The organism is Aeromonas sp. OTU364 (assembly GCF_038440395.1).
Classification (GTDB): Bacteria; Pseudomonadota; Gammaproteobacteria; order Enterobacterales; family Aeromonadaceae; genus Aeromonas.
Window position 1 is genome coordinate 1 of the sequence record NZ_JASATR010000035.1, and the last position, 12203, is coordinate 12203.

Below are 12203 nucleotides of genomic sequence, written 5' to 3' on the forward strand. Positions count from 1 at the left end.
AAATTTTACCCCCCCCCCCCCCCCCCCCGCGGGGCGCCCGGGCCCCCCCGTCAGAGGGGGATCAAGCCCGGTTCAACCAGGCCATGTAATCGGCCACGCCTTCGGCGACAGTCTTGAACTCGCCGTCATAACCGACGCCACGCAAGCGGGTCAGATCGGCCTGGGTGAAGCTCTGATAGCGACCCTTGAGGTGATCCGGGAAGGGGATGTACTCGATGGCGCCTTGCTGGTGATGCTTGATCACGGCCTCGGCCACGTTCTGGAACGGCTCGGCACGGCCGGTTCCGCAGTTGAAGATGCCGGAGTGCTGCGGATTCTGCCAGAACCAGAGGTTCACCTTGCAGACGTCGTCCACATAGATGAAGTCGCGCATCTGGCCGCCGTCCGGGAAGCCGTCGCAGCCCTCGAACAGCTTGGGATTGTCACCCTGCTTCACCTGGTTGTTGAGGTGGAAGGCGACGGAAGCCATGGAGCCTTTGTGCTGCTCGCGCGGGCCGTAGACGTTGAAGTATTTCAGGCCAACGACCTGGGAGTCGATCTCCGGCAGCCAGCGGCGCACGTATTGATCGAACAGCTGTTTGGAGTAGCCATAGACGTTGAGAGGCTGCTCGAACTTGGGATCTTCGATGAAGTTGTCGTTGCGGCCACCATAGGTCGCGGCGGAGGAGGCATAGATGAAGGGAATTTCCCGCTCGATGCAGTAGTGGAACAGATCCTTGGAGTACTCGTAGTTGACCTCCATGATGAACTTGCCGTTCCACTCGGTAGTCGCGGAGCAGGCACCTTCGTGGAAGATCACCTCGATGCCGCCATCCCACTCTTCAAACTCGTCACCGGAGACGATCCGCGCCTGGAACTCGTCCTTGTCCATGTAGTCGGCGATGGTGAGATCGACCAGGTTGACGAACTTGGTGCCGTCGGTCAGGTCGTCGATGACCACGATATCGGTCCGTCCTTGAGCGTTCAGCTGCTTGACCAGATTGCTGCCGATAAAGCCAGCACCGCCAGTTACTACGATCATGGAGTTTGCCTCGCGTACGTTGATGGCCCCGTGTGACTGCCTGTTAAAGCTGTGTATAGTGGGCCAATTTGAAATTGCCGAAAAGTTTATCACGGGCCGCCAGGGGATTCGACCTCGGCGCACAGGGCCCGGCAGAGGGATCAGTGATGAAGACCAGAGACAGGATCATCCACAGCGCCACCGAGCTGTTCAACGATCAGGGTGAACGCAATATCACCACCAACCACATTGCCGCCCATCTCGGCATCAGCCCGGGCAACCTTTACTACCACTTCCGCAATAAAGAAGACATCATCCACTCCATCTTCGATCAGTACGCCCGCCATCTGAGCGAGAGCTTCACTCCGGCCCGCAGCCACGAGATCAAGCTGGAAGATCTGATGGGTTATCTGGATGCCATCTTCTATCTGATGTGGCAGTTCCGCTTCTTCTACGCGAACCTGCCGGACATCCTGAGTCGCGACGAACCCTTGCAGCACAAGTACCTCAAGGCCCAGGAGCAGCTGCGCGCCGCCGTGGAGGCGCTGCTCAGAAGCCTGCGCGAGGGCGGCATCATAGACGTCAGCGACGAAGACCTGCCGGATCTCGGCCAGACCATCAAGATGGTGGTCACCTGCTGGATCCCCTTCCAAATTGCCCAGGCGCCCCATACCCGCATCACCAAGCCCTTGCTTTATCAGGGGGTCTTGCGAGTGCTCTTCCTGCTGCGCCCCTATGTCCAGCCCCAGGTGATCGCCCAGATCCGCCAACTGGAGCAGCACTACCACCAACTGGCCCAACCAGCAGGGTGAGATCTGTTTCACAATTGTTGAATATCAGCATAATAATTTGAATTGGTGCGCAACGATTGCAGTAAAATGTTGCCCATTCCAGGGTCTGTCGACGTTTCGTCACGACCGCGACGACGTCAGTCCGTGCACCTCGCACGGCCCAAGATCCTGATAACACAGTCGACACAGTCAATGAGGACCGAGGATGTCTAACGGATTCTATCGTCACCTGGCCGAACAGCTCGAACAGGTCAAGGCGGAAGGGCTATACAAGCAGGAACGCATCATCACCTCGGCTCAGCAGGCCCAGATTGCGGTGGGCGGCGAGCAGGTTCTGAACTTCTGTGCCAACAACTACCTGGGGCTGGCCAACCACCCGGATCTGATCGCCGCCGCCCATCAGGGGCTCGACAGCCACGGCTTCGGCATGGCCTCGGTGCGCTTCATCTGCGGCACCCAGGATCAGCACAAGGCGCTGGAGCAGAAGCTGTCCGCCTTCCTCGGCACCGAGGACAGCATCCTCTACTCCTCCTGTTTCGATGCCAACGGCGGTCTGTTCGAGACCCTGTTCGGCGCCGAAGACGCCATCATCTCAGATGCACTCAACCACGCTTCCATCATCGACGGCGTGCGGCTGTGCAAGGCCAAGCGCTATCGCTACGCCAACAACGACATGGCCGAGCTGGAAGCCCAGCTCAAGCAGGCCAATGCCGACGGCGCCCGCTTCAAGCTGATCGCCACCGACGGCGTCTTCTCCATGGACGGTGTCATCGCCGATCTCAAATCCATCTGCGATCTGGCCGACAAGTACGATGCCCTGGTGATGGTGGATGACTCCCACGCGGTGGGCTTCATCGGCGAGAACGGCCGCGGCACCCACGAATACTGCGACGTGCTGGAGCGGGTCGACATCATCACAGGCACCCTGGGCAAGGCGCTCGGCGGCGCCTCCGGCGGCTACACCTCCGGCAAGAAAGAGGTGATCAACTGGCTGCGTCAGCGCTCCCGTCCCTACCTCTTCTCCAACTCCCTGGCGCCCTCCATCGTCTCGGCCACCATCAAGGTGATCGACATGCTGGCCGATGGCCACGCCCTGCGTGCCCGCCTGAAAGAGAACAGCGAGTACTTCCGCACCCGGATGAGCGCCGCCGGCTTCACCCTGGCCGGTGCCGATCACGCCATCATTCCGGTCATGCTGGGGGATGCCAAGCTGGCCGCCGAGATGGCGAGCCGCATGCTGGCCGCCGGCATCTACGTGGTGGGCTTCTCCTTCCCCGTGGTGCCCAAGGGCCAGGCCCGCATCCGTACCCAGATGTCTGCCGCCCATACCCGCGAGCAGCTGGACAAAGCCATCGATGCCTTCATCCGCATCGGCCGCGAGCTCGGTGTGATTTGATCACATGGCTAGCTGATTAAAACGGGGGCCAAGGTTGGGCCCCATTTTATTACCCTCTGTACCCGGCACAGCGCCGTGAGGAATCTGTCATGAAAGCACTCTCCAAACTCAAATCCGAAGCCGGCATCTGGATGACGGACGTCCCGGCTCCCGAGCTCGGCCACAACGATCTGCTGATCAAGATCCGCAAGACCGCCATCTGCGGCACCGACATGCACATCTACAACTGGGACGAGTGGGCCCAGAAGACCATACCCGTGCCCATGGTGGTCGGTCACGAGTATGTGGGAGAGGTGGTCGCCGTCGGCCAGGAAGTGCGCGGCTTCGCCATCGGCGATCGCGTCTCCGGCGAAGGCCACATCACCTGCGGCCACTGCCGCAACTGCCGCGCCGGTCGCACCCACCTGTGCCGCAACACCATAGGGGTCGGCGTCAACCGCCCGGGCTCCTTCGCCGAATACCTGGTGATCCCGGCCTTCAACGCCTTCAAGTTGCCGGACAACATCCCCGATGAGCTGGCCGCCATCTTCGACCCGTTCGGCAACGCCGTGCACACCGCCCTCTCCTTCGATCTGGTGGGTGAAGACGTGCTCATCACCGGCGCCGGCCCCATCGGCATCATGGCTGCCGCCGTCTGCCGCCATGTGGGCGCCCGTCACGTGGTGATCACCGACGTCAACGAATACCGGCTGGAGCTGGCCCGCAAGATGGGCGCCACCCGCGCCGTCAACGTGGCCAAGGAGAAGCTCTCCGACGTGATGGCCGAGCTCGGCATGACCGAAGGCTTCGACGTGGGGCTGGAGATGTCCGGCGTACCCAGCGCCTTCCAGGACATGATCGACAAGATGAACCACGGCGGCAAGATAGCCATGCTCGGCATTCCCCCCTCCACCATGGCCATCGACTGGAACAAAGTGATCTTCAAGGGACTGTTCATCAAGGGGATCTACGGCCGCGAGATGTTCGAGACCTGGTACAAGATGGCCAGCCTCATCCAGTCTGGCCTGGATCTCAGCCCCATCATCACCCATCACTTCCACATCGATGACTTCCAGCAGGGCTTCGAAGCCATGGGGTCAGGCAAGTCCGGCAAGGTGATTCTGAACTGGGATTGAGAAGCCTGGACAACGGCTTGTGGATAGGTGCGAAGGCCCGGTCCGGCACCGGGATCCTGAGTGGAGACAAGTCAGCCTTTTTCACGGCTGAATGCAAAAACCCGGCGAAAGCCGGGTTTCTTTTTGCTCTTGCCTTGCCTGCTGCCCCTGCCGCCGCAGAAACTTTGTTCGCAGATTGCTTAACACTTCACACACAAGCGTTTAAATGCCTGTAACTATTCGGTTATAATCCCGTCGTTTTCTAGGGATAATAAGAGCCTGCTGGGAGTACATGAGCGTGTTGAAAAAACTGAGCTATTTGCTGGCTGCCGGGATGGCGGCCGCCACCCTGTCCGGCGCCGTCCTTGCCGCCGATGAGATGTCGACGGAAGCCATCGCCGAGCGCATAGCCCCGGTCGGCCAGGTCTACACCGCCAAGGATCTGGAAGGCATTGCGACCGCAGCGGCCGCCCCTGCTGCTGCCTCGTCCGGCCCTCGGGATGGCGAGACAGTGTTCAAGGGCGCCTGCTTTGCCTGCCACGATACCGGCGCGGCCGGCGCGCCCAAGCGCGGGGACAAGGCCGCCTGGGAACCACGCATCGCCCAGGGGTTCGACACCCTGCGCAAGCATGCCATCGAAGGCTTCACCGGCAAGGCCGGCATGATGCCGGCACGGGGTACTTGCGCGGCCTGTAGTGACGAAGAGATCGAAAACGCCATTCACTACATGATCGACAAGCTCTAAGTGGTTGAAAGGGCTTCTATAGCAGCCCTTTCAATCCAATCACTTCCGACTACGCTTGTAGATGAGTTAATTCGGGAGTGTTGCATGTCAGTCCAGCCCCTCACACCGCCAGATCCCCCCCCCTTGCTGGCGGTCGTTTCTTCCATCATGGATTTTCCCGCGCCCGGCATCGCCTCTCCTGAGGACTACGCCAGACTGGTAGAGCAGCTGGGCAGACTCTGCCCCCTGCAGCACTTTGCCATGCTGGGGCTGGCCGATGGCGGCCTGCACTGGTTGTATGAACATCGGCTGCCCGAGGCGTTCAAGCAGCAACTGGGGCGTGAAGGGCCTCGTCTCACCGAACAGCTCACCCGGCTCGATGAACATCAGGGATGGTGCGTGCAGGCGGTGGAGCACTATGAGGTGCAATGGCTGCTGGCCCGCGGCGCCCCCGAACAGACCCCGACCCTGAGACTGCTGCTGGAGTGTCTGGCCAAGCGCCTGCACGAAACCCAGACCGGCACCCAGCTGGCGGGGCAGGCGTCCCCCCTCATGCAACGGGATCCCCAATGGCAGCAGAAGATTGAAAAAATCAGCCGTATCATGCGGTTGGCCCACAACCTGCCGCAGCATGCCCTGTTTTCCCAGCTTGAGGCCGTGCTGCGCCAGATGCTGGCCGTCAATGACATGCTGCTGGTCCGCCTCGACAACTCGCGGCTGGAGAAACTCTATCCGATGCGGCTTGCCTATGCTGACGACGTCATCAGGGCCCTGTGCCACAGCACCAACAGCATAGAGCGCAGCGAGGCCGGATTGTTCTGGTACAGCCTGCCACTGCGTCAGCAGCAGCAGTATTTCGCCCACCTCATCATCAATACTGCCCAGCCCCTGGAAGCCGATGACAGGCTGTTCCTCGACTTCCTGCGCCACCAGTTGACCCTGCTGCTTGAGCTCACGAGAGTCAGGCAGCAGCTGGATGAACTCAACTCGGAAGAGTCCATCAACCAGCGGCTCCAGCAGTTGCGCCAGACCAACCTGCGGTTGCAGAAACGACTCAGGCATCATCAGGAGCTGGAGCGGCGACTCCAGTTCAATGCGCTGCACGACCCGCTGACCCAGTTGCCGAACCGGGCCCTGCTGATGAACCACCTCCATCACGCCATGACCCGTTACCGCCGTTACCAGACGGCCAGCTTCACCCTGATCTTCGCCGACGTTGATCATTTCAAGCAGGTCAATGACGCCCTGGGCCACAGTGCCGGTGACCAGCTGCTGCAGGAGCTGGCCAAGCGCCTGCAGAGCTGCATCCGGCAAAATGACATGGTGGCCAGGCTGGGGGGCGACGAGTTCGTCATCTATCTGGACAACAGTCAGCAGGAGGAGGACGTCAGCCCCGTACTCAACCGCATTGTAGGCCGCATCGCCCACCCGTTCCGGCTTCAGGGCAATGAGCTGACCGTGACCGTCAGCCTGGGGGTGGCCAGCGTGTCGGAGCAGACCACGGACATCAGCGAGCTGCTGCACCAGGCCGATCTCGCCATGTATCAGGCCAAGCGCAATGGCCGCAGTCGCATCGTCATGTACTCAGATGCCTGCATGGAGCACTCGGGCTCGCCGGAGGAGCTGCTGTTCAGGGCCTTGCGGGAAGGGCGGATTGTCCCCTACTTCCAGCCCGTGATCAGGCTGTGTGACAGCCGCCTGGTCGGTCTGGAGGTGATGGCGCGCTGGATAACGGAGGAGGGGGAGCTCAAGGATGCATTCGACTTCATTCCACTGGCCGAGCAGTGCGGCCTCATTCAGGATCTGGATCGCCAGATCCTCAGACGCACCTGCCAGCAGTTGAAGAGCTGGCTGCAGCTCTCGGGGGGCGGCCGCTTCAAGATATCGCTCAACCTGTCCGGCAAGCACCTGGCCAGCCGCGAGCAGATCATGGCACTGGTCCACATCATGGAGGAGGAGGGGGTGATACCCGGCTACTTCATCTTCGAATTCAACGAGCGGGAGCTCTCCAGGCAGAGTGCCGACTCCCTCACCTCGCTCCATGAGCTCAGGGCCAAGGGGATCCAGATCAGCCTCGACGACTTCGGGACCGGCTTCTCCTCCCTCAATGCCCTGTTCCACTTCCCGGTGGACTACATCAAGGTGGATGACAGCTTCACCCATCGCATGCTGAACTCCCCCAAGGATCTGGCGCTGATCCGCGCCATGCGGGACATCTGTCAGGATCTTGACTTCACTCTGGTGGTCGAGGGCATAGAGAACCAGCAGCAACTGCAGAAGCTGATCGAGCTGGGCTGCGCCCTGGGGCAGGGGCGCCACATCTCCCCGCCTCTGCCAGGATCCGACATCATACCGCTGCTCGCAGAGCCCCCGGCCTAGCCTTCTCTCAATCCTTCTTGAACAGGGCCCTCAGGTTGGCAACGCCGACCTGCCCCTTCTGCTGGCGCTCCTCGGCCGTCACCTTCTTCTGGTTCTCCCACTCCAGATCGTCCTGGGGCAGCTCCAGCAGGAAGCGGCTCGGCTCGGGGCGCACCGACTCGCCATACTGACGCCGCTCCTTGCAGAGGGTGAAAGTCAGTTCGGTCTGGGCCCGGGTGATGCCCACGTAGGCGAGACGGCGCTCCTCCTCCACGTTGTCCTCGTCGATGCTGGTCTGGTGGGGCAGCAAGCCCTCTTCCATTCCCACCATGTAGACATAGGGGAACTCCAGCCCCTTGGAGGCGTGCAACGTCATCAGCTGCACCTGATCCGCATCATCCTCCCCCTCGTTGCGCTCCATCATGTCCCGCAGGGTGAGGCGAGTGACCACCTGGGCGAGCGTCATGGCCTCCTCCAGCTCGTCCCCCTCCAGCATCTCGGTGATCCAGCGATAGAGGGTGGAGACGTTCTGCATCCGCATCTCGGCCGCCTTCGGGCTGGGGGAGGTCTCATAGAGCCACTCCTCGTAGTGGATCTCCTTGATCATGTCCCGCACCGCCTCCACCGGGTTGCCTCGCAGCGCCTGCTCGCCGAGCCGCACCAGCCAGTTGGTGAAGGCCTGCAGGGCCACGAGGCCACGGCCGGAGAGGTGCTGCTCCAGCCCCAGCTCGAAGCTGGCGGCAAACAGGCTCTTGCCGCGCTGGTTGGCGTACTGCCCCAGCTTCTCGAGGGTGGTGGGGCCGATTTCCCGGCGCGGCAGATTGACCACCCGCAGGAAGGCGGTGTCTTCGTCCGGATTCACCAGCAGCTTGAGGTAGGCCATGATGTCCTTGATCTCGGTGCGGGAGAAAAACGAGGTGCCGCCCGAGATGCGATAGGGAATGCGGTTGGTCATCAGCGCCTTCTCGAAGATGCGCGACTGATGGTTGCCCCGATAGAGGATGGCGTAATCCTTGAACCGGGTGCGGTTCATGAACTTGTGGCCCATCATCTCGGCGGCGATCCGCTCCGCCTCGTGCTCCTCGTTCTTGGCGAACAGCACCTTGACCGGCACCCCGTAGTCGAGCTCGGAGAAGAGCGCCTTGTCGAACACATGGGGGTTGTTGGCGATCAATATGTTGGCGCACTTGAGGATGCGCCCCTTGGAGCGGTAGTTCTGCTCCAGCTTGATGAGCTTGAGGCTGGGGAAATCCTCGTTCAGCAACACCAGGTTCTGCGGCTTGGCACCGCGCCAGGAGTAGATGGACTGATCGTCATCCCCCACCACGGTGAAGCGGGCCCGCTCGCCGACGATCTGTTTCACCAGCTCGTACTGGCTGGTGTTGGTGTCCTGATACTCATCGACCAGCAGGTAGCGGATCTTGTTCTGCCAGCGGGTCCGCACCTCCTCGTTGTTCTTCAGCAGCAGGGTCGGCATCACGATGAGGTCATCAAAATCCAGCGCGTTGTAGGCCACCATCTGGCGGTGATAGCGCTCGTAGAGCTGGGCCATCAGCACCTCTTCCGGCCCGCGGGCGATGCGCATGGCGCGCGCCGGCAGGATGAGGTCGTTCTTCCAGTTGGAGATCTGGGTGATGAGGGCCGACAGCTTGTCCTTGTCGTTGTCGAGCTCCGCCTCGGTCAGCTCTTTCAGCAGCGCCAGCTGGTCGGTATCGTCGAACAGGGAGAAGTTCGCCTTGAGATTCAGACTCTTGTGCTCGCGACGTATGATGTCGAGCCCCAGGGTATGGAAGGTGGAGACCATGAGCCCCCGCGCCTCCTTGCGGCCCAGGGTCTGGCCGACCCGCTCCTTCATCTCCCGCGCCGCCTTGTTGGTAAAGGTCACAGCGGCGATGTTGCGGGCGTTGTAGCCGCACTGCTGCACCAGATAGGCGATCTTGTTGGTGATGACGCGGGTCTTGCCCGATCCGGCACCCGCCAGCACCAGGCAAGGGCCGGAGACAAACTTGACCGCTTCGTTCTGATTGGGGTTGAGCTTCATGGGCCGGATCTCTTGGCTTATGATGAGGGGCGGCATTGTAACAGAGATCCCACGGGCAGCCGAAACCGGACACAGGATCCCGCCACTTCGCCTTGTCTTTGCCCGTCATTTTCCGGATCATGGCCGACTTTTCCAGAGGAGATGAGGGGAGCATGAATCAGCAACAGCACGCCCAATTGCGTAGCCAGTTTCCGGCCCTGGCGCAGGAGGTGAACGGCCACCCTCTGATCTATCTGGACAACGCCGCCACCACCCAGAAGCCGCAGGCGGTGCTGGACGCCATCGCTCACTACTATCGGGCCGACAACGCCAACGTGCACCGCGCCGCCCATGCCCTGAGCGGCCGCGCCACCCGCGCCTTCGAGGCAGCCCGCGAGACGGTCGCCCGCTTTATCAATGCGCCCCGCAGCCACGAGGTGATCTGGACCCGCGGCACCACCGAGGCGATCAATCTGGTGGCCCAGAGCTGGGGCATGAGCGAACTCAAGGCAGGGGACGAGATCGTCCTCAGCACTCTGGAGCACCACGCCAATATTGTCCCCTGGCAGTTGATTGCCGAACGCACCGGCGCCGTAATTCGGGTCATTCCGCTGGATAAGCGCGGGGATCTGGATATGGAGGCTTACCTGGCCATGCTGGGGCCGCGCACCCGGCTGGTGAGCGTGGCCCACGTCTCCAATGCCCTCGGCACCGTCAATCCGGTATCGCAGATAGTAACTGCCGCCAAGGCGGTTGGCGCCCTGACCCTGATCGACGGTGCCCAGGCGGTGGCCCACCTCGAGGTAGATGTACAGGCCATAGGCTGCGACTTCTACGCCTTCTCCGGTCACAAGCTCTACGGTCCGACCGGTATAGGCGTGCTCTGGGGCCGCACCGAACTATTGGAGCGGATGCCGCCCTGGCAGGCGGGGGGCGAAATGATCGACAGAGTCAGTTTCAGCGGCACCACCTTCAATACCCTGCCCTTCAAGTTCGAGGCGGGGACCCCCCATATCGCCGGGGCCATTGGGCTCGCCGCCGCTATCGACTTTATCAGGACGCAAGACAGGGCTGCCCTGGTACGCCACGAACAGGCACTCACCGACCATCTGGTCGCTGGCCTGCGGCAGGTGCCAGGCCTGCGCCTCATCGGTGAACCAGCACAACGGGCAGGTGCCGTCTCCTTCCTGCTGGACGACATCCACCCCCAGGATGCCGCCACCCTGCTCGACATGCAGGGCATAGCGCTGCGAGTCGGCCATCACTGCGCCATGCCGCTGATGGACAGCCTAGGTATAGGCGGCACCATGCGCGCCTCGCTGGCCTGCTACAACAATCGGGACGATGTCGACGCCCTGCTGACCGCCCTGCACAAACTCAGTGACTTCTTCTAAGGCAGACAATCCAATGAACAGCCTCGCAACCTACACCCAGATAGGCGTTGAGCCCGACGCAAATAGCATCCGCCAGCAGTTTGCCGCCGCACCTGGCTGGGAAAACCAGTACCGCCTCATCATCCAGCTCGGCAAGCTGCTGCCCGCCTTGCCCGCAGAGTGGCAACAGGAAGAGAACCGCCTGAAAGGGTGCGAAAGCCAGGCCTGGCTGAAGGGAGAGAAAAGCGAGGATGGTTGCTGGCACTTCGCCTGCGACTCCGATGCTCGCATCGTGCGTGGGCTGATCGTCATCGTGCTGGCGGCGCTCAACCACCAATCCGCAGAGGTGATTCAGGCCTTTGATATGGAAGCCTATTTCACAGAGCTGGGGCTGGAGAAACATTTGAGCCCGTCACGGGGTAACGGGCTCAGGGCGATCGTGCTGGCGATCCGGGAGCTGGCTGCCTAACCCGCCTTGTTCAGTGGTCGATTAGGCTTCGCTAATCGACCCTACCTCTTCATTCCCGGCCTCTTTCTCGGCGCGGGCGCCCCGCTCGGCAATCTTCTTCAAGACCCGGGACGCGGCCACCAGACCGAAGGTCGCCGTCACCGGTGTCACGGCGCCAAAGCCGGAGGCGCAATCCATCTTCATGTTGCCATCGCTGGCCGCCTTGGCCTGACACGTGCCGCCATTGCCATCGGGATAGCTCAGCTGCTCGGTCGAGAAGACACACTCCACCCCGAACTTGCGCGCCGGATTCTTGCTGAAGTTGTGCAACCGGCGCAGGTCGGAGCGCACCTTGGCCGCCAGCGGATCCTGAATGGTCTTGGCCAGATCGGCCACTGTAATTTGGGTCGGATCCATCTGCCCGCCGGCACCGCCCGCTACGATCACCGGGATCTTGTTGCGCTTGCAGAAGGCAATCAGCGCCACCTTGGCCTTGACCGAATCGATGGCATCCACCACATAGTCAAACTCCCTCCTGATATGCTCGGCCAGGTTGTCGGCGGTGACGAAGTCATCCACCTCGATCACCTCGCAATCCGGATTAATGGCGCGGATGCGCTCGGCCATGACTTCAGTCTTGAGGCGGCCGACCGTGCCCTGCATGGCGTGGATCTGACGATTGGAGTTGGTGATGCAGATGTCATCCATGTCGATCAGGGTGATCTGGTTGATGCCGGCACGGACCAGCGCCTCCGCCGCCCAGGAGCCGACACCGCCTATCCCCACCACGCAGACCTTGGCCTGACTGAAGGAACCAAGGGCGCGCTGACCATAAAGACGGGCAATGCCCCCGAACCGCTGTAGATATTCTGCTTTCATACCACCACCTTGCTTGAGGGCGGCCATTATAGCGGCAACCACGGTCAGCGGCGATGATCGGGTGAAAATGGTGCCGATGCGAGGGGGAAATGCGTGCTTTGTCGGCATGCTTTAAACGAA

At 61.6% G+C, this 12203-nt stretch carries 10 protein-coding genes; 7 read left to right on the forward strand and 3 right to left on the reverse strand.

The features are described from left to right. Positions 1 to 61 precede the first annotated feature (61 nt). Positions 62 to 1021, reverse strand: a complete 960-nt coding sequence (gene rfaD, locus AAHB08_RS21020; RefSeq protein WP_025325251.1) for an ADP-glyceromanno-heptose 6-epimerase — start codon at positions 1019 to 1021, stop codon at positions 62 to 64. 146 nt (positions 1022 to 1167) lie between these two features. Between rfaD and AAHB08_RS21025 the strand changes: the two genes are divergently transcribed. The 5 genes from AAHB08_RS21025 (at position 1168) to AAHB08_RS21045 (ending at position 7384) form a co-directional block, all read left to right on the forward strand. Then, entirely contained in the window at positions 1168 to 1812 is a 645-nt protein-coding gene (locus AAHB08_RS21025; protein WP_025325250.1) for a TetR/AcrR family transcriptional regulator, read from the forward strand. A gap of 184 nt (positions 1813 to 1996) precedes the next feature. Continuing rightward, positions 1997 to 3187, forward strand: coding sequence for a glycine C-acetyltransferase (locus AAHB08_RS21030; RefSeq protein WP_342059984.1), 1191 nt, complete (start codon positions 1997 to 1999; stop codon positions 3185 to 3187). Between the two features lie 89 nt (positions 3188 to 3276). Beyond that, positions 3277 to 4302 (forward strand): L-threonine 3-dehydrogenase, encoded by a 1026-nt coding sequence (gene tdh, locus AAHB08_RS21035; protein ID WP_043132655.1) that lies wholly within the window; start codon positions 3277 to 3279, stop codon positions 4300 to 4302. Between the two features lie 271 nt (positions 4303 to 4573). Continuing rightward, positions 4574 to 5026, forward strand: coding sequence for a c-type cytochrome (locus tag AAHB08_RS21040; RefSeq protein ID WP_162519260.1), 453 nt, complete (start codon positions 4574 to 4576; stop codon positions 5024 to 5026). Positions 5027 to 5110: 84 nt separating this feature from the next. After that, positions 5111 to 7384 (forward strand): putative bifunctional diguanylate cyclase/phosphodiesterase, encoded by a 2274-nt coding sequence (locus AAHB08_RS21045; RefSeq protein ID WP_342059985.1) that lies wholly within the window; start codon positions 5111 to 5113, stop codon positions 7382 to 7384. Positions 7385 to 7391: 7 nt separating this feature from the next. Here the strand turns inward: AAHB08_RS21045 and rep are convergent, their stop codons facing one another. Then, a complete protein-coding gene (gene rep / locus AAHB08_RS21050; protein WP_342059986.1) occupies positions 7392 to 9404 on the reverse strand; it encodes a DNA helicase Rep in 2013 nt (670 codons plus the stop codon). Positions 9405 to 9556: 152 nt separating this feature from the next. Between rep and AAHB08_RS21055 the strand changes: the two genes are divergently transcribed. Together AAHB08_RS21055 and AAHB08_RS21060 are read left to right on the forward strand one after the other, a co-directional pair. Continuing rightward, entirely contained in the window at positions 9557 to 10777 is a 1221-nt protein-coding gene (locus AAHB08_RS21055) for an aminotransferase class V-fold PLP-dependent enzyme (RefSeq protein ID WP_342059987.1), read from the forward strand. Positions 10778 to 10790: 13 nt separating this feature from the next. Then, a complete protein-coding gene (locus tag AAHB08_RS21060) occupies positions 10791 to 11225 on the forward strand; it encodes a SufE family protein (protein ID WP_342059988.1) in 435 nt (144 codons plus the stop codon). A 21-nt stretch (positions 11226 to 11246) separates the two neighbouring features. On the opposite strand, the gene tcdA is transcribed toward AAHB08_RS21060, so the two are convergent. Next, positions 11247 to 12083 (reverse strand): tRNA cyclic N6-threonylcarbamoyladenosine(37) synthase TcdA, encoded by an 837-nt coding sequence (tcdA, locus tag AAHB08_RS21065; RefSeq protein ID WP_342059989.1) that lies wholly within the window; start codon positions 12081 to 12083, stop codon positions 11247 to 11249. Between the last annotated feature and the right edge of the window lie 120 nt (positions 12084 to 12203).